17 protein-coding genes are annotated in these 17,865 nt (G+C 65.0%); 6 read left to right on the forward strand and 11 right to left on the reverse strand.

Features of this window, described 5'->3' with window-relative positions; translation table 11 throughout:
* Positions 1–34 precede the first annotated feature (34 nt).
* Positions 35–787: a cytochrome c biogenesis CcdA family protein gene (locus GGR17_RS09980; protein ID WP_054538858.1), complete on the reverse strand. Its 753-nt coding sequence runs from the start codon at positions 785–787 to the stop codon at positions 35–37.
* Positions 788–894: 107 nt separating this feature from the next.
* Here GGR17_RS09980 and GGR17_RS09985 point away from each other — a divergent pair, with 107 nt between their 5' ends.
* A complete protein-coding gene (locus GGR17_RS09985; RefSeq protein WP_054540384.1) occupies positions 895–1,125 on the forward strand; it encodes a sulfurtransferase TusA family protein in 231 nt (76 codons plus the stop codon).
* A gap of 34 nt (positions 1,126–1,159) precedes the next feature.
* Here the strand turns inward: GGR17_RS09985 and GGR17_RS09990 are convergent, their stop codons facing one another.
* From GGR17_RS09990 to purC, 7 genes are all read right to left on the reverse strand, one after another.
* The gene (locus GGR17_RS09990; protein WP_054538859.1) at positions 1,160–3,739 is read right to left on the reverse strand and encodes an Rne/Rng family ribonuclease; all 2,580 of its coding nucleotides are present in this window, start codon (positions 3,737–3,739) and stop codon (positions 1,160–1,162) included.
* Between the two features lie 397 nt (positions 3,740–4,136).
* Positions 4,137–5,471: a sigma-54-dependent transcriptional regulator gene (locus GGR17_RS09995; RefSeq protein ID WP_037206466.1), complete on the reverse strand. Its 1,335-nt coding sequence runs from the start codon at positions 5,469–5,471 to the stop codon at positions 4,137–4,139.
* A 23-nt stretch (positions 5,472–5,494) separates the two neighbouring features.
* Positions 5,495–7,258: a sensor histidine kinase gene (locus tag GGR17_RS10000; RefSeq protein WP_037206464.1), complete on the reverse strand. Its 1,764-nt coding sequence runs from the start codon at positions 7,256–7,258 to the stop codon at positions 5,495–5,497.
* Positions 7,259–7,304: 46 nt separating this feature from the next.
* Positions 7,305–7,979: a phosphoribosylformylglycinamidine synthase subunit PurQ gene (gene purQ / locus GGR17_RS10005; RefSeq protein ID WP_054538860.1), complete on the reverse strand. Its 675-nt coding sequence runs from the start codon at positions 7,977–7,979 to the stop codon at positions 7,305–7,307.
* The gene (purS, locus tag GGR17_RS10010; RefSeq protein ID WP_037206461.1) at positions 7,979–8,218 is read right to left on the reverse strand and encodes a phosphoribosylformylglycinamidine synthase subunit PurS; all 240 of its coding nucleotides are present in this window, start codon (positions 8,216–8,218) and stop codon (positions 7,979–7,981) included. The genes purQ and purS overlap by 1 nt, the downstream gene beginning before the upstream one ends.
* A gap of 124 nt (positions 8,219–8,342) precedes the next feature.
* Positions 8,343–8,966 (reverse strand): hypothetical protein, encoded by a 624-nt coding sequence (locus tag GGR17_RS10015; RefSeq protein WP_054538861.1) that lies wholly within the window; start codon positions 8,964–8,966, stop codon positions 8,343–8,345.
* 151 nt (positions 8,967–9,117) lie between these two features.
* A complete protein-coding gene (gene purC / locus GGR17_RS10020; protein ID WP_037206456.1) occupies positions 9,118–9,879 on the reverse strand; it encodes a phosphoribosylaminoimidazolesuccinocarboxamide synthase in 762 nt (253 codons plus the stop codon).
* 207 nt (positions 9,880–10,086) lie between these two features.
* On the opposite strand from purC, the gene GGR17_RS10025 reads away from it, so the two are divergent.
* From GGR17_RS10025 to bmt, 3 genes are all read left to right on the forward strand, one after another.
* Positions 10,087–10,401, forward strand: a complete 315-nt coding sequence (locus GGR17_RS10025; RefSeq protein ID WP_037206454.1) for a DUF1476 domain-containing protein — start codon at positions 10,087–10,089, stop codon at positions 10,399–10,401.
* Between the two features lie 136 nt (positions 10,402–10,537).
* Positions 10,538–12,439, forward strand: a complete 1,902-nt coding sequence (locus GGR17_RS10030; protein WP_082386586.1) for a phosphatidylglycerol lysyltransferase domain-containing protein — start codon at positions 10,538–10,540, stop codon at positions 12,437–12,439.
* A 102-nt stretch (positions 12,440–12,541) separates the two neighbouring features.
* Positions 12,542–13,552, forward strand: coding sequence for a betaine--homocysteine S-methyltransferase (gene bmt, locus GGR17_RS10035; protein ID WP_054538863.1), 1,011 nt, complete (start codon positions 12,542–12,544; stop codon positions 13,550–13,552).
* A 15-nt stretch (positions 13,553–13,567) separates the two neighbouring features.
* Here the strand turns inward: bmt and GGR17_RS10040 are convergent, their stop codons facing one another.
* Complete coding sequence (locus tag GGR17_RS10040; RefSeq protein ID WP_054540385.1) at positions 13,568–14,656, reverse strand: PA0069 family radical SAM protein; 1,089 nt, start codon at positions 14,654–14,656, stop codon at positions 13,568–13,570.
* A gap of 217 nt (positions 14,657–14,873) precedes the next feature.
* On the opposite strand from GGR17_RS10040, the gene GGR17_RS10045 reads away from it, so the two are divergent.
* Positions 14,874–15,578, forward strand: a complete 705-nt coding sequence (locus tag GGR17_RS10045) for a corrinoid protein (RefSeq protein WP_037206766.1) — start codon at positions 14,874–14,876, stop codon at positions 15,576–15,578.
* Positions 15,579–15,595: 17 nt separating this feature from the next.
* Positions 15,596–16,234 carry a DUF1638 domain-containing protein gene (locus GGR17_RS10050; RefSeq protein WP_054538864.1) on the forward strand — a complete coding sequence of 213 codons (639 nt, stop codon included), beginning with the start codon at positions 15,596–15,598 and terminating at the stop codon, positions 16,232–16,234.
* On the opposite strand, the gene hflX is transcribed toward GGR17_RS10050, so the two are convergent.
* Together hflX and hfq are read right to left on the reverse strand one after the other, a co-directional pair.
* A complete protein-coding gene (hflX, locus tag GGR17_RS10055) occupies positions 16,231–17,514 on the reverse strand; it encodes a GTPase HflX (RefSeq protein ID WP_157445556.1) in 1,284 nt (427 codons plus the stop codon). The genes GGR17_RS10050 and hflX overlap by 4 nt on opposite strands.
* Positions 17,514–17,747: an RNA chaperone Hfq gene (hfq, locus tag GGR17_RS10060; protein ID WP_037206760.1), complete on the reverse strand. Its 234-nt coding sequence runs from the start codon at positions 17,745–17,747 to the stop codon at positions 17,514–17,516. The genes hflX and hfq overlap by 1 nt, the downstream gene beginning before the upstream one ends.
* Positions 17,748–17,865: the final 118 nt, after the last annotated feature.

Below are 17,865 nucleotides of genomic sequence, written 5' to 3' on the forward strand. Positions count from 1 at the left end.
AGCATAGCGCCCGAAGCCGGCGAAAGTAAGCCGGCTAGCCGATCGTGGCCAACGCCGGGAAGGTTTCCAGCAGCCAATAGGAGAAGGACGAGAAACCGCCCGTGAGCATCAGCAGACCGATCGTCCACAGCAGCAGGCCCATGATCCGCTCGATCTGTTCCATATGCCGTTTCATCCAGCCCATGACCCCGGTCAGCCGCGGGAAGAAGGCCGCGACCAGCAGGAATGGAATGCCCAGCCCCGCCGCATAGACCGCCAGCAGCAGCGTGCCACGCGCCACGTTGGCCTCGCTCGCCGCCATCGACAGGATCGCGCCAAGCTGCGGGCCGATGCAGGGGGTCCAGCCGAAGGCGAAGGCGAGACCCAGCAGATAGGCGCCGAAGGCCGATCCGCCGGTGTCGCCCGCATCCATCCGCGCCTCGCGTTCCAGAAACGGAATGCGGATCGCGCCAACGAAATGCGCGCCGAAAATCATCACAACGATGCCGGCGAAGATGTTGAAGTAATTCTGGTTCTGCAGAAAGAACGCGCCGAAGGCCGAAGCCGTGAAGCCCAGGAACAGGAACACCGTGGACAGGCCCAGAACGAAAAACACGGCCGACAACAGCGCGCGGCGGCGGGCGCTGGCAACCTCGCTCAGCTCGCCCATGGTGATCCCGCTCATATAGGCCAGATAGGGCGGTACGATCGGCAGCACGCAGGGGCTGAGAAAGCTCAGCAGCCCGGCCATCAGCGCCACGATCATGGCGGGGATCAACCCCGCGTCGATAATCTCTATTCCGAACATTCCCGTCCCCTTCGTCCCCGACATATCGAAAGGCGCGGGCAAGGTCACGCCGTGCGCACTCACAATAGCGTGGACATGCTGTCACATCGCGCCTAGATGCGATGGCCATGAACTGGGATGCGGAAATCGACGCGCTGGGGCTGAAATGCCCCCTGCCCGTGCTGAAGGCGCGAAAGCGGCTGGTGGCGATGGCGCCGGGCGAGGTGCTGCGGATCTGCGCGGATGATCCAATGGCGCTGATCGACATGCCCCATTTCTGCGCCGAGGCAGGGCATGAGCATCTGGGGGTTCGGGAAGATGCCGGGGCGCAGGTTCACCTGATCCGCCGGGGAAAATGAAAACGCCGGGCACAGGGCCCGGCGTTTCATCACGTCAGCTGCGAAGCGACCACCAGCCGCGCTTCTTGGGCTTGTCATCCTCTTCGGGCGCATCCGCCGTCAGTTCGGGCTCGGGCTCGGGTTCCGGCGCGGTTGCGACCGGCTCTGGCTCAGCCTCGGCCTGCGGCGCTGGTTCAACCTCGGGCTCGGGTTCCGGCATAGCCTGCGGTTGCGGCTCTTCGGCCACCGGCACCGGCTGCGCTTCTTCCGCCTCGGCCTGAACCGGGGCGGCAATCTCTGCCTCGGTCGGGGTTTCTTCGGTGATAGCCTCCGGCGCGGCCGGGGTCATCTCTTCGATCTGCGCGGGCGCTTCCGGCGCCGCAACCGGCGTTTCGGCCTGCGCTTCGCCCGTCACCGCCTGATCACCGTTCTGATCACCATTCTGCTGATCACCGTTCTGCTGATCGCCATTCGACGATCCGCTTTTCTTGCGCCGGCGGCGGCGGCGGCGTTTCTTGGGCGCCTGCGTCTCTTCGGTGGTGGCCTCTTCGGGCGCCGCCTCTTCTGCCACGCTTTCGACTTCGGGTTCCTGCTCGGGCTCTTCAGCCTCGGGCATATCCGACATGTCGATCGAAATCGCCTGCGTCGCCACCTCGGCCACATGGCGCGTGGCGGTCTTGAACCGCTCGATCGAGAAATCGGGCGAAATCAGGAACGGGTCGGCCTCGACCCGCACGGCGATGCCATAGCGCGCCTCGATCTGTGCGATATGCTCGCGCTTCTGGTTCATCAGATAGTTGACGATGCCCACAGGCGCCTTCAGCAACACCTCTTTGGAGCGGCCGCGCACGCCCTCTTCTTCCAGCTGGCGCAGGATCGACAGCGCCAGATTGTCATCCGAGCGGATCAGGCCGGTGCCGTGGCAGGCCGGGCATGGCTGTGTCGTCGCCTCGAGCATGCCGGGGCGCAGACGCTGGCGCGACATTTCCAGAAGGCCGAAGCCCGAAATGCGGCCCACCTGAATGCGGGCGCGATCGGTCTTGAGCTTGTCTTTCAGCTTCTTCTCGACGGCGGCGTTGTTCTTGCGCTCTTCCATGTCGATGAAATCGATCACGATCAGCCCGGCAAGGTCGCGCAGACGCATCTGGCGCGCCACCTCTTCGGCGGCCTCCAGGTTGGTCTTCAGCGCGGTTTCCTCGATCGAGCCTTCCTTGGTGGCGCGGCCCGAGTTCACATCCACCGCCACCAGCGCCTCGGTGATGCCGATCACGATATAACCGCCGGACCTGAGCTGCACCGTCGGGTTGAACATCGACGACAGATAGCTTTCCACCTGATACCGCGCGAACAGCGGCATCGGGTCGGTGTAGTGCTTCACGTTCTTGGCGTGGGACGGCATGATCATCTTCATGAAGTCCTTGGCGACGCGATAGCCGGCCTCGCCCTCCACCAGAACCTCGTCGATCTCGCGGCTGTAGAGATCGCGGATCGTGCGCTTGATCAGGTTGCCTTCTTCATAGATCGGCGCGGGCGCGACGGATTTCAGCGTCAGCTCGCGGATCTGCTCCCACAGGCGCTGCAGATATTCGTAATCGCGCTTGATTTCCGATTTGGTGCGGTTGGCGCCCGCGGTGCGGATGATCAGGCCGGCGCCTTCCGGCACCTCGATCTCGCCCGCGATTTCCTTGAGCTTCTTGCGGTCGGCCGCGTTGGTGATCTTGCGGCTGATGCCGCCGCCACGCGCGGTGTTGGGCATCAGCACGCAATAGCGCCCGGCGAGGCTCAGATAGGTGGTCAGGGCCGCGCCCTTGTTGCCGCGCTCCTCCTTGACGACCTGCACCAGAAGAATCTGGCGGACCTTGATGACTTCCTGGATCTTGTAGCGTTTGGGGCGCGGCTTGCGCGGCTGGCGGATCTCTTCGCTGACATCCTCATCGGCGACCGACTCGATGTCGGAATCGCGCTCCGACGCGTCGGAGCGATCATCTTCGCTGTCATCGCCGTTGTCTTCATCATCGCCGGCGTCGCTGTCATCGCCCTTGGCCGTCGCATCGGAAGGGTCCTCCGCGGCCTGTCCGGCCGACGGCTGCGGCGGCGAAGCCTGTTCGGCTTCGGGGGCATCTGCCATCGCGGCGTCACCGGTCAGCGGCAGCGCCTCGTCGCTGTCATCGCCAAGATCGACCACATCCATTCCGGGGATCGCCTCGGAAACCTCGCGGGTTTCCACCGCATCCCCGTTTTTCGCCTCTGCCGCCTTGGGCTTGGAGCGTGACCGCGAACGCGAACGCGAGCGGCTGGAGGATTTCGCCTTGGCCGGTTTTTCGTCTTCCTCTTCGAGCGACGCGGCATAGGCGCGTTCCTCGGCGAGCAGCGCCTCGCGGTCGGCGACCGGGATCTGATAGTAATCCGGGTGAACCTCGGAAAAGGCAAGGAAACCATGCCGGTTTCCGCCGTAATCGACAAAGGCCGCCTGAAGCGAGGGTTCGACCCGTGTTACCTTTGCCAGATAGATGTTGCCAGCAAGCTGGCGCTTGTTGACGCTTTCGAAATCGAATTCGTCAACCCTGGTTCCGTCAACCACCACAACGCGGCATTCTTCCGCGTGGGTGGCGTCGATAAGCATTTTCTTAGCCATTGTGTCTCTTTGCACCGCGGCAAACGCCCCTGCCCCGAAGGGGCCGGACGTTGCGGGTGGTGTCTTGTTTGGGCGTGGGGGTGTGCGACGGCGGTTTTACGGGCGGCGACGTGCCTGCCTGCTGTATGCCTGTCCGTGCTCACGCGTTCCATCGCGGTTTGTCTCCGATGCCTGTATTGGCATCCGTTGGTTAATACCCGCCCGCATCGGGGGGCAATCTTGTGGTCCGTGGGACCGATCGGTCTGGCCTCGCTCCGGTGCCGGACTTTCTGCCGGGGCCGCGCGAAAACAGCGAAACTGAACATCGTCAGGCTGTAATATAGGAACAACCTGACGTTTTACGACCTTAGCGGCGGAATACATGCAAAGACAATGGTCTTTTTCCCGACACGGCCAATCAAAGGTAATCAGACCGGCTCAGCCCGTATTTCGCCATCTTCTCGTTCAGGGTGCGGCGCGGCAGGCAAAGCTCTTCCATCACGTTGACGATAGAGCCCCGGTGCCGCCGCATGGTGTTGTCGATCAGCATCCGTTCGAAGGCTTCCACGTATTCCTTCAGCGGCTTGCCTTCGGTGGTCATCACCGGCTGCGCGTCATCCTCATCGTTGCTCATCAGAAGCGAGGCGATGGTGCCCGAGCCGCGGCGGCTTTGCAGCACGGCGCGCTCGGCCACGTTGATCAGCTGGCGCACGTTGCCCGGCCAGGGCGCCTGCAAAAGCTGCGCGGCCTCCTGCGCGCTGACCTCGGGGGCGGCGCAGCCGTATTCCTCGGCGAACTGTTCGCTCAGCCGGGTGAACAGCGTCAGGATGTCCTCGCCGCGCGCGCGCAGCGGCGGCAGGGTGATCCGCATCGCCGCCAGCCGGAAGAACAGATCGGGGCGCAGCACGTCCTCGCAGGTCTTGCCCTGCTCCTGCAGGTTCGACACGGCGATGATACGGGTTTCGGGCGGCGATCCCTGATCGTTCAGAAAGGTCACCAGACGCGCCTGCAGCGTGTGCGGCAGCGCCTCGATATCCTCCAGACACAATGTGCCGCCGCGCGCCTCTTCGACCAGCGGCAGCTCGCCGCCCTCTTCCATCGGGCCGAACATCCGGGTGGCCAGGTCACGCTCTGACAACGCCGCGCAGGAAACCTGCACGAACTTCCGCCCGGCGCGCGGGCCGACCGCGTGCAGCGCGTGCGACACCAGCGTCTTGCCGGTGCCTGTCTCGCCGTCGATCAGCACATGACCGTCGGCCTGGCCCAGATCCAGGATATCCTCGCGCAGCCGCTCCATCAGCGGCGACGAGCCGATGAGTTTCTTCATCAGCACCTTGCCATCCGACAGCTCGCGCCGCAGGGCGCGGTTGTCGAGCGTCATCCGCCGGTTATGGGCGGCACGCTTGGCCAGTTCGGTCATGCGGTCGGGGTTGAACGGCTTTTCCAGAAAGTCATAGGCGCCCACGCGCATCGCCTCGACCGCCATCGGCACGTCACCATGGCCGGTGATCATGATCACCGGCAGGTTGCTGTCGAGGCTCATCAGCCGCTTGAGAAAGGCCATGCCATCCATTCCCGGCATGCGGATGTCCGATACCACGATCCCCGGAAAATCGGTTCCGATCACCTTCAGCGCCTCTTCGGCCGAAGGGTAGGTTTCGGTATCGAACCCCGACAGCGCCAGCCACTGGCTGATCGATTGGCGCATGTCCTGCTCATCGTCCACGATGGCGATCCTGATTCCGCGGCTCATCGCACTTCCTTCGTTTCTTCTGTTCATTCCGCTGCCTCGACCTCGTCACTCAGGATGGGCAGTTGTACCTCGAATACCGCGCCGCCCGACGGCGCGTTCAGCGCGGTCAGACGACCGCCAAGGTCGTTTATTATGCCCGATGAAATTGCAAGCCCCAGGCCGACACCGTCGCCCGGCTGCTTGGTGGTGTAAAACGGCTCGAACAGCGATTCCAGATCGTCGATCCCGTGGCCGTTGTCGCGCACCGTCAGCGTGGCGGTTTCGCCCGACGACAGGATCAGGTCGATCTGCGGATCGTCGGCCATCTTGGTGGCGTCGAGCGCGTTGCGCAGCAGGTTGATGATCACCTGTTCCAGCCGCACCCGATCGACCATCACCATCACCGGCTGCGGCGGCAATGTGCGGGTGATGGTCACCTTGCGGCGCTTGAGCTGCGGCTCCATCATCGCCAGGGCCGATCCGATACATATCTTGAAATCAATCGCTTCCACCCGGTCGCCGCCCTTGCGCGCGTAGCTCTTGAGCTGGCGGGTGATCGAGCCCATCCGCTCGATCAGATCGTCGATCCGCAGGAACGAGGCCAGCGCCTCTTCGTTGCGCTTGCGCTGCAGCAACAGGCGCGCGCCGGCCAGATAGGTTTTCATCGCCGCCAGCGGCTGGTTCAGTTCATGGCTGACGGCGGCCGACATCTCTCCCAGCGCCGCCAGCTTGGAGCTTTGGGCCAGCGTCTGTTCGGCCACTTCGAGGTTCTTTTCGGCCTTTTCACGTTCGGCGATTTCCCGCTGCAGCCGCATGTTCAATGCGCGCAACTCCGCCGATTCCATCTGAAAGAACGCCGAGCGAGACTGGGCCCGCCGCGAGATCAGGTAGAAACCGACCGCCAGCAACAGGGCGAATCCCATGATCTCCAGCGACAGAACGCCGTTCACCCGTTCGCGGATCGACGAATAGGTGGTGAAACTGACCAGCCGCCAGCCCTGAAACGGGATGCGGGCCTCGTTGCGCATCACCGCCTCGCCGAGGATATAGGCATCGGCCGGCAGCGCGGCCCAGTCGGCGGTGGCCTGGATCGCGCGGCGGATGGCGGAATTGGCCGATTGCGCGGCCAGCGCCTCTTCGACGGTGCGGCCGCGCCAGCGCGGTTCGGTCGCAAGAATGATCCGGCCTTCGCTGTCGGTGATCATCACCGCGTCGGAAATGCCGGCCCAGCTTTGTTCGAACTTGGCCAGATCGACGGCCACGGCGATGACGCCCACATTCTCGCGCTCGCTGATCACGCGGCGCGAATAGGTGAAATCCATCACCCCGGTTTCATTCTGCTCGGCGGTGAAAACCGTGTCATTGGCGCGCAACGCCTCAACAAAGAAATGTGCGCCGCGCAGATTGGCGCCCAGAAGTGAACGATCCGTGGCCGATACCACCCGCCCCGAGGCATCCAGCAGCATCATCGAGGCGGCGCCGATCTCCTCCAGATAGGAAATCAGGCGCTGCGAACTTTGCGAAAAATCGTTGGAGTTCAGCGCCCCGATCAGCGTCGGGTCACGCGACAGGAGCAGCGGCACGACAGAGGCGCGCTGCAGCTCTGACAGCACGTTGCCGGAATAAAGCGCCAGCCGTACCTCGGCCCGGTTGCGGGTCGCGGCGGTGAACCGTTCGGTCAGCCAGGTGTTGGTGATCCAGACGAGCGCGACGGCAAACAGGAAAAACCCGATCAGAATGGCGCGCACGCGCCAACCTTTTCCGCTTTTCAGCATCTTTTGTTCTGTCGGTTTGCCGGTCTCTGACATGCACAGAGTTTATGCATCGCGGCAGGCGCGAACAAGCGCCCGCGGCTCAGGCCGGCGCCATCCTGTTGGCAAGTGCGCGAAAAAGCGCCGCACCGTCAGTGCCGCCGAGCGCCGGATCGGCGATCCGCTCGGGGTGGGGCATCATCCCCAGCACCCGCCGGTTTTCGCTCAGCACACCGGCGATATCTGCGACAGAGCCGTTGGGATTGTCGAGATAGGTGAGGGCCACCCGGTCTTCGGCCTGCAATCTCGCGACCGTTTGCGCATCGGCGGTGTAGTTGCCGTCATGATGGGCGATCGGAATGTTGATCCGCTGTTTCGCCTCATAGCCTGCGGAAAAGGCGCTGTCGGTGGTTTCCACCTGCAGCGGCACGGTCTTGCAGATGTATTTCAGCCCCGCGTTGCGCAGCAGCGCGCCGGGCAGCAGGCCGGTTTCGGTCAGCACCTGAAAGCCGTTGCAGACCCCCAGCACATAGCCGCCCCGATTGGCGAAATCGACGATCGCGCGGGCAATCGGAGAGCGCGCGGCGATCGCGCCGCAGCGCAGGTAATCGCCAAAGGAGAACCCGCCGGGGATGGCCACCAGATCCAGCCCTTCGGGCAGGCTGGTTTCCTTGTGCCAGACGATCCGCGTCTGGGCATTGCCCGCGACCTGATCCAAGGCAACGGCCATGTCGCGGTCGCAGTTGGAGCCGGGGAACTGAATGACCGCGGCGCGCATCAGGCGATCTCCACCGCGTAGCTTTCGATCACCGTGTTCGCCAGCAGCTTTTCGCACATATCGGTGACGGTGGCCTCGGCCTTGCCCGCGTCGGTCTCGGCCAGTTCCAGCTCGATCACCTTGCCCTGGCGCACGCTTTCCACCCCGTCGAAGCCGAGGGTCTCCAGCGCGTGGCGCACTGCCTCGCCCTGCGGATCCAGAACGCCCTGTTTCAGCATGACTTGTACGCGCGCCTTCATCGGCCTGCCCCCTTGGTGACTCTGTTCACCGGCTGAATACTTGTCTGCCCGCCCTCCGGCAAGAGCCACGCAAAAAGAAACCCGCGCCTTGTGGGGCGCGGGCAACCTCGTCTTCGGGCCGCAATCAGCCGCGCCGGCGCTTGCGCACGAAGCCCAGCAGCCCCAGCGCCCCGATCAGAAGCGGCGCGCCGGCCGGCAGCGGAACCGCGGCGGTGTTGATCGTCAGCTTCGAGAAATCGACGCCGATGCCGTTGCCCCGGAACCGGCGGTCGCCGGTTGCCACTGCGAAGATACCGACCTCGAGCAGCCCGTCGCTCAGCAATGCGGGATCGACGAACATGCTGCGCACCGTCACCGCGCTGGGCAGCGCGCCCGAGGCGCCCCGCCACACCGTATCATCCTGCAGGATGCCGTCAAAATAGATGTCGAGCGTATCGACCGGGTTGAACGCGGGCGAATCGTGATCGAAAATACCGATCTCGATCGAAGCGGACACCGGCGCCGCGCTATTCAGCGAAAACGCGTGGCTGTATTCGACCGAACCGAAGGTGCGGAACGGATCGGAGCCCACGAAGATGTTGAACGGTGCCGGATCGCCGGCAGACGCGGCTTCGAAATCCGTGACCCAAAGCGGTGCCGTGCCATCGGCGAAATCCTGATCACCGATCATATCCACGACCGTGGCCGAAGCCGCGGCCGCACAGAGGGAGAATGCCGCCGAGGCAGCAAGTGTCTTTAGCAGTGTCATTGAATTACCTCCTCATACTCTTCATGCGCGCCTGAAACAAAACGCCAATTGCGATATGCCAATCGCAACATCATGCCGTCTTCCTGGCACAAAGTTAATACATGTTAATAGAAACCACTGTTGCCGCGAGGGAAACAGAAAGTTTCGTGTTTTAGTTGATCAGTGTCGGTTTCGTCGCGTGGGTGACGTTCGACGGCAACACGCCCAGGCGCCGGGCCACTTCGGTATAGGCGTCGGTCAGATTGCCCAGATCGCGGCGGAACACGTCCTTGTCGAGTTTCTGGCCGGTCTTGATGTCCCACAGCCGGCAGCTGTCGGGGCTGATCTCGTCGGCCACCACGAGGCGCATGTAATCGCCGTCATAGACGCGCCCGATCTCGATCTTGAAATCCACCAGCTTGATGCCGACGCCATACATGACCCCCGACAGGAAGTCGTTCACCCGCAGCGCCAGCGCGACGATATCGTCCATGTCCTGCTGCGAGGCCCAGCCGAAGGCAATGATGTATTCCTCGGGCACCAGCGGGTCGCCCAGCTTGTCGTCCTTGTAGGAAAACTCGACGATCGGCCGCGGCAGCGCCGCCCCCTCCTCCAGCCCCAGCCGCTTGGCCATGGAGCCGGCGGCGAAATTGCGCACGATGATTTCCAGCGGAATGATCTCGACCGCGCGGATCAGCTGTTCGCGCATGTTGATCCGCTTGATGAAATGGGTCGGCACGCCGATCGCGTTGAGCCCGGTCATGAAATATTCGCTCAGCCGGTTGTTCAGCACGCCCTTGCCTTCGATCGTCGCCTTCTTCTCGGCGTTGAACGCGGTGGCATCATCCTTGAAATACTGCACGAGGGTGCCGGGCTCTGGGCCTTCGTAAAGGATCTTCGCCTTGCCTTCGTAGATTTTTTTGCGCCGTGCCATGGAAACTCCGATCTTCGGGCGCGATGGGCCGCAATGCCCCGCCCGCATTTTCATTTCTCTTATGCCAAGGCCGCCCTCAGGGCAAGGCGGCCCGGAATTGCGACGATTCAGCGGGGTTTTGGTCCGATGGTAGCGCCCACGGCCCCTAGGCAGCGCCGCCGCGATACCTTAAAACCGGCGCGACAGGATTCTGGAGGACCAAGGCCGATGACCACCTTCGACGATCGCGAAAACGCGTTTGAGAACAAGTTCGCCCATGACGAAGAAATGAAGTTCAAGGCGCAGGCGCGCGCAAACAAGCTGCTGGGCCTGTGGGCCGCCGAACTGATGGGCTTGTCCGGCGAAGAGGCCGCGGAATATGCCAAATCCGTGGTCAAGGCCGATTTCGAAGAAGCCGGCCATGAAGACGTGTTCCGCAAGGTGGCCGGCGATCTGGGCGACAAGGCCGATGAGCGCACCATCCGCACCCGGATGGTCGAGGTTCTGGCCGAAGCCAAGGCGCAGCTCATGACCGAACTCTGATCCGCCACGGCGGATCGCAGTTGTAACGCGCCCGGCCGCTCCGGGCGCGTTTATTTTTGCGCAAAATTCGAACTGTTAAGCCGATCTGCGGATCTGCCGCGCTACCCCTGCGCGATCACAGACGGGTGGAGGGACCATGCCGACAGATGCCTCGGGCATGCAAATCACTGCGAACGGGCCGCTGCGCGGCGGCAAAACCCTGCTGCGGCGGGCGGCGCCGCTGATCATTGCCGGGCTTTTCGTTCTGGTGATGCAGGACCGGCTGAGCGGGATCGACCGGGCCGAGGTGATGCAGGGCCTGCGCGCCATTTCGGCCGGCCAGTGGGCGCAGGCGATGCTGGCCACCGCGCTCAGCTTCTGGGCGGTGGCCCGATATGACGGGCTGTTGCACGGGCTTCTGGGCACTGGCGTGCCCGCCCGCGCGGCCCGGCTGAGCGGGGCATCGGCGATCGCGGTCAGCCAGACGCTGGGCTTTGGCATCGTCAGCGGCACGCTGGTGCGCTGGCGGATGCTGCCCGGATTGGGATCGGCGGGCGCGGCGCGGCTTTCGGCGTTGGTGGCCGCCTCTTTCCTGGCTGGCTGGGCGGTGTTCACGGCGCTGGTTCTGGTGGTTCGGCCCGCGCCGGTGGCCTGGCTGGGGCCGTTCCAATGGGGCGTGCTGGCCGCTGCGGCCGGCGCGGTCATGCTCTCGCTCTGCGCGCCGCGGCTGGTGCTGTTCGGGCGGGCGCTTCGGCTTCCCAGCCTGCGGGCGATGGGCACGCTGCTGGCGCTGACGGCGCTTGATTGCCTGGCCGCCGGCGCCGCGCTTTATGCCGTGCTGCCGCCGGGCACCGCCCCCGGTTTCGCTCTGTTTCTGCCCGCCTTTCTGATTGCGCTCGGCGCCGGGCTGTTGTCGGGCACCCCCGGCGGCGTCGGCCCGTTCGAGGTGACGCTGCTGGCGCTGCTGCCGCAGGCGGACAATGCCGCGCTGCTGGGCGGGGTTCTGGTCTGGCGCGCGGTCTATTACGCCCTGCCCTCCTGCCTTGGCGCCGCCGCCTGCGCGCGCGGCCGGGTGGCGGAGGGCGAGCGCGACAAGCCCGGCCGGCCCCTGACGCCCCAGAGCCTGACGCAGGGCCAGCGCGGCACCCTGTTCAACGCGCCGCGGGCCGAGGCGCAGCTTGCCTATCAGGGCGACAAGCGGCTTCTGGCCGACGGGCGCGACCGACCCGAATGGGTGATCGCCCGGACCGGGCAAACCCTGGTCGCGCTGGGCGAGCCGCTCTTGGGCGATCATGGCCCGGCGCTGGACAGGCTGATCACCCATGCCCGCGCCGCCTATCGCGCGCCCTGCCTCTACAAATGCAGCGCGAGGATGGCTGCGGTGGCGCGCCGGCGCGGCTTCGCCGCCCTGCCGATCGCGCGCGAGGCCCGTCTTGTGCCCGCGTCCTTCGCGGTGCAGGCGCCGGGTTGCCGGCAGTTGCGGCGCAAGCTGCGCAAGGCCGAGCAGGCCGGGCTGCGGATCGAGGCGCCGCGCCACCTGCCGATCGCACGGATGCGGGCGGTCAACGCCGCGTGGTGCGCGGAAAACGGCGGCGCGCGCGGCTTTTCGATGGGTATGTTCTGCCCCCGTCACCTTGCCCGGCAGCGGGTCTTTCTGGCCTGGATCGGCGATGATCTGATCGGCTTTGCCAGCTTTCACGTCGGCGCGCGCGAACAGACGCTGGATCTGATGCGCCAGCGCGGCGATGCGCCAGACGGCACGATGCACGCGCTGATCGCGGCCGCCATCGCGCGGGCGGCGGCCGAGGGCTGCCCGCGCCTGTCTCTGGCGGCCGTCCCCTACGACGGGCCGCTGGCCAGCGCGGTGCTGGCCCGTTTGCGGCACCGGCTGGCGCCCGCCGGCCTGCGCCAGTTCAAATCCGCCTTCGCGCCGGAGTGGGAAACGCTTTATATCGCCGCGCCCTCTCGTCTGGCGCTGGCCGTGGCCGGGGCGGAGATCGCGCGCGAGATCCTGCGCCCGCCCGCCGAGCCGGGCCAATATGCGCCTGCTTCAAGATGATTATGACCATTAAGAGTTTGCGAAACCGCCGCGATCATGGCACCTGTCGCGCGAATGGGCGGCCTGAACCGCCCTTTGTGTGTTTCCGAAAGGACGTGACAAATGCCCGATGCGCTCTCCCGCCTGCTTGAAACCCGCGACTGGCTTCTGGCTGATGGCGCCACCGGCACCAACCTGTTCAACATGGGCCTCAGCTCGGGCGACGCGCCGGAGCTGTGGAACGTGGACGAGCCCGAGAAGATCCGCACCCTGTATCGCGGCGCGGTCAATGCCGGATCGGACCTGTTTCTGACCAATACGTTCGGCGGCAATGCGTCGCGCCTGAAACTGCACAGCGCCGAGCACCGGGTGCGCGAGTTGAATCGCGCCGCCGCCGAACTGGGCCGTGAGGTGGCCGATGCCGCCGGTCGTCCGGTCGTGGTGGCGGGCTCCGTCGGGCCGACCGGCGAGATCATGGTGCCGATGGGCGCGCTGACCTATGCGGTGGCGGTCGAGATGTTTCACGAACAGGCCGAGGGGCTGAAAGAGGGCGGCGCCGATGTGCTGTGGGTGGAAACCATCTCTGCGCCCGAGGAATACAAGGCCGCCGGAGAGGCCGCCAAGCTGGCGGGAATGCCCTGGTGCGGCACCATGAGCTTTGACACCGCAGGCCGCACGATGATGGGCGTCACCTCGGCCGGGATGGCCGAGATGGTGGAAAAGCTGCCCTACCCGCCGCTGGCCTTCGGCGCCAATTGCGGCGTCGGCGCGTCCGACCTGCTGCGCACGGTGCTGGGCTTTGCCGCCTCGGGCACCGAACGCCCGCTGATCGCCAAGGGCAACGCCGGCATCCCGAAATACCACGACGGGCATATTCATTACGATGGCACCCCGGCCCTGATGGCCGATTATGCGGTTCTGGCCCGCGATTGCGGCGCCACGATCATCGGCGGCTGCTGCGGCACCACGCCCGAGCATCTCAGGGCGATGCGCGAGGCGCTGGAAACCCGCCCGCGCGGCCCGCGCCCTTCGCTGGAAGAGATCACCGAAAAGCTCGGCGGTTTTTCCTCGGCCTCCGACGGCACCGGCGACGATGAAGTCCCCGCGCGCACCCGCCGCCGCCGGCGGGGCTGAAACGGCGCAGCCATGTCAGAACAGGGAAAGCTGATCGCCGGCGCGGGGCGGCACGCGAAAGCGGTCGCAGCGGAGCGGCGGCAGGGGCGCATCCAGCCCCAGCCGTTTCGCCGCATGGGCAAAGCGCGCGCCGATGAGCTTGGCGTAATGCCCCTCGCCCCGCATCCGCTTGCCCCACTCGGGCGAATAATCGCGTCCGCCGTGCATCTCGCGCAGCCGCGCCATCACGCGGGCGGCGCGGTCGGGGAAATGCTCGGCCAGCCACTCCTGAAACAGCGGCGACACCTCCAGCGGCAGGCGCAGCATGATCCAGCTTGCGGCACGCGCCCCGGCCTCGGCGGCGCGGGCCAGGATCGCCTCCAGCTCATGGTCGGTCAGGGCGGGCACGATGGGCGAAACCATCGCCCGCACCTCGATCCCCGCGCCGGCCAGCTTGCCGATCACGGCGAGGCGCCGTTCGGGCGTGGGCGCGCGCGGCTCCATCGCGCGCGACAGCTTGCGGTCGAGCGAGGTGACGGAAATGCCGACCCGCACCAGCCCCAGCGCGGCCATCTCCTGCAGGATGTCAATGTCCCGTTCGATCAGCGCGCCCTTGGTGACAATGCCGACCGGGTGCCGGAACTCCAGCAGCACCTCGAGGATGCGCCGCATGATGCGCTGCTCCTTCTCGATCGGCTGATAGGGATCGGTATTGGTGCCGATGGCGATGGTGCGCGGACGATAGCGTTTCGCCGACAGCTCACGCGCCAGAACCTCGGGCGCCGTGGGCCGGGCCACCAGCCGCGTTTCGAAATCCAGCCCCGGCGACAGGCCGAGCCAGGCGTGGGTGGGCCGCGCGAAGCAATAGATGCAGCCATGTTCGCAGCCCCGGTAGGGGTTGATCGACCTGTCAAACGGAAGGTCGGGCGAGCTGTTGCGGGAAATCACGCTGCGCGGACGCTCCAGGCTCAGCTCGGTGCGCAGCGGCGGCAACGCCTCGTCGCGCGGCCAGCCGTCATCGACCGCGATGCGGGCATAGGGCTCGAACCGCCCGGTCCGGTTGGTGGCGGCGGCGCGCGCCTTGCGGCGCTCTGCGGGGATGTCTTGGTATTCATGGGGCGACATGGAACGAATATAGAACATCCGAAGGCGCACCGCCAGCCCCGCGCCGCCCCTGCCCTGGTGAAACCGGTGCCGGGGCGGACATTCGGTGCCGCCCGCGTCGGTTGCGTGGGCGCCCATGTCGCAATATGCCAACCCCCGGCGCGGCAAAGCTTCAAACTTGATCAAATACCTGACGGAAATCGGCGCGCCCCAGCGCCCCATCTGAGGAAACGCAAAGATGGCTGAAGAAGAAGACGAAATCATCCTCTCCGAACTGCCGGATGAGGAACTGGTGCTGCAGATGCATGACGATCTGTATGACGGTCTGAAGGAAGAAATCGAAGAAGGCGTGGGCATTCTGCTGGCCCGTGGCTGGACCCCCTACAAGGTGCTGACAGAGGCGCTGGTGGCGGGCATGACCGTTGTCGGCAACGATTTCCGCGACGGGATCCTGTTCGTGCCCGAGGTGCTGCTGGCGGCCAATGCGATGAAGGGCGGCATGGCGATCCTGAAGCCGCTGCTGGCCGAAACCGGCGCGCCGCGCATGGGCAAGATGGTGATCGGCACCGTGAAGGGCGATATCCACGACATCGGCAAGAACCTTGTCGGCATGATGATGGAGGGCGCGGGGTTCGAGATCATCGATCTGGGCATCAACAACCCGGCCGAGGATTACATCGCCGCGCTTGAGCGGGAAGAGGCGGATATTCTGGGCATGTCGGCCCTGCTGACGACCACCATGCCCTATATGAAGGTGGTGATCGACACGCTGAAGGAACAGGGCAAGCGTCAGGACTATATCGTTCTGGTGGGCGGCGCGCCGCTGAACGAAGAGTTCGGCAAGGCGATCGGTGCCGATGCCTATTGCCGCGACGCGGCCGTGGCGGTGGAAACCGCCAAGGATTTCATCGCGCGCAAGCACAACCAGATGGCGGCCGGCTAGGTCGCGCCGGGGGCCGGATGACGCCAGATGATCAGCAGCTTACCACCGACGGGGCGGCGTTTCCGGCCCCGACGGCGCGTATCCTGCTGCTGGCCTGCGGCGCGCTGGCGCATGAGATCCTGGCGCTGATCCGCACCAATGGCTGGGATCACCTCAGCCTGATCTGCCTGCCCGCGATCCTGCACAACCACCCAGAGCGGATCACGCCCGCGGTCGAGACCGCCATCGCCCGCCACCGCCCCGAATATGACGAGATCTTCGTGGTCTATGCCGATTGCGGCACCGGCGGGCAGCTCAAGGCGCTGTGTGACAGGCTGGGCGTCGGCATGGTCGAAGGGCCGCATTGCTATTCCTTTTTCGAGGGCAACGCCGCCTTCGCCGAGCGGGCGGAGGTGACGGCCTTTTACCTGACCGATTTCCTTGTCCGGCAGTTTGACGCCTTCGTCTGGAAACCGCTGGGCCTCGACCGGCACCCCGACCTGCGCGATATGTATTTCGGCAATTATGAAACCCTGGTCTATCAGGCGCAGACTGATGACCCGGCGCTGGATGCCAGGGCGCGGGACTGCGCCGCCCGCCTGGGCCTGAGCTATGAGCGCCGGTTCACAGGCTATGGCGATCTGGAAACCACCCTGCGCGGTGTCGCACGGCCCTAGATCTCGCGGAACCGGCTTTCCTGCCGCGCGGTCCAGCGCACATGCAGGCGATAGCCGTCTTCGACCTGTTCCTCGCTCTCCACCACACCCTGCTGAAACAGCCAGGCCCTGCGCTTGCCTTCGTCGAAGCCCAGATGCAGGTCCAGTTCGAACCTTTCTTCATCCAGCGCCGCCGAGACCGCGGCCAGCAAGGTATCGACCCCCTCGCCTGTCAGGGCCGACAGGCTGAAGATATCGGGCTCACGCTCCGCCTTCACGGCCAGGGCCGCGCGGCGGGCTTCGTCCAGCCGGTCGATCTTGTTCCAGACCTCGAACAGCGGCGTGGTTTCCGAGACGCCCAGTTCGCCCAGAATGGACGCCACATCGCGGGCCTGTTCATCACTGTCGGCATGCGAGATGTCGCGCACATGCACGATCAGATCAGCCTCGAGCACCTCTTCCAGCGTGGCGCGAAAGGCGGCCACGAGCTGTGTCGGCAGCTCGGAGATGAAGCCCACCGTATCGGACAGGATGATCTTGCGCCCGGAAGGCAGAACCACACCGCGCATCGTGGGGTCGAGCGTGGCGAAAAGCATGTCTTTCGCCATCACCTCCGCCCCGGTCAACCGGTTGAAAAGCGTGGATTTCCCGGCGTTTGTATAGCCCACCAGCGCGACCACGGGAAACGGCACCTTCTTGCGCGCCGCCCGGTGCAACTCGCGCGTTTTGGCAACCTTGGAGAGCTGACGCTTGATCCGGGTGATCGCCTCGTCGATGGCGCGCCTGTCTGCCTCGATCTGGGTTTCGCCGGGGCCGCCGACAAAGCCGAGCCCGCCACGCTGGCGTTCCAGATGGGTCCAGGCGCGCACCAGCCGGGTTCGTTGATAGGAGAGCGCCGCAAGCTCGACCTGCAGCACACCTTCGCGGGTGCGGGCGCGATCGGCGAAAATCTCGAGGATCAGCCCGGTACGGTCCAGAAGCTTGACCTTCCATTCCCGTTCCAGGTTGCGCTGCTGTACCGGGGTCACATGGCCGTCGACGAGTACAAGCCCGACCTCTTGCGCGGCCAGTTTGGCGCCGATCTCCTCGACCTTGCCAGTACCGAAAAGCAGACCGGGCCGGGCCTTCGGCAGGCGCACGACCTCCGCCCCGACGACCTCCAGCCCGGGAAGCGCCGCGGCCAGCGCCACGGCCTCTTCCAGCGCGGGCCCGGAGGCCCTGCGCGCGCGGTCAGAGGTGATTTCGGGGTGCAGAACCCAGGCCCGCGTGGGCGTGGGGCTGTGGTCTTCGAAGCCCGTAATTATTCCTCACCGTCATACAGGTTGATCGGCTGGGCCGGCATGATGGTGGAAATCGCATGTTTGTAAACAAGCTGCGACTGGCCGTCGCGACGCAACAGCACACAGAAATTGTCAAACCAGGTGATCACACCCTGAAGCTTTACACCATTGATAAGGAAAATCGTCACCGGAACCTTTGTTTTTCGGACGTGGTTCAGAAATGCGTCCTGCAGGTTCTGTTTATCGGCAGCCATTGTTTTTCTTGCCTTTTTCTTAATTGACACCCGGCTCGGGGTGACCTTCCGCGCATACGCGGCCAAGTATGAAGTGCACAATCAGGAGATTCCAGCCCAAAACTTCCTGTCTGCCCAA

The sequence above is a fragment of the Actibacterium naphthalenivorans genome (assembly GCF_014196965.1).
Taxonomy (GTDB): Bacteria; Pseudomonadota; Alphaproteobacteria; order Rhodobacterales; family Rhodobacteraceae; genus Actibacterium_A; species Actibacterium_A naphthalenivorans.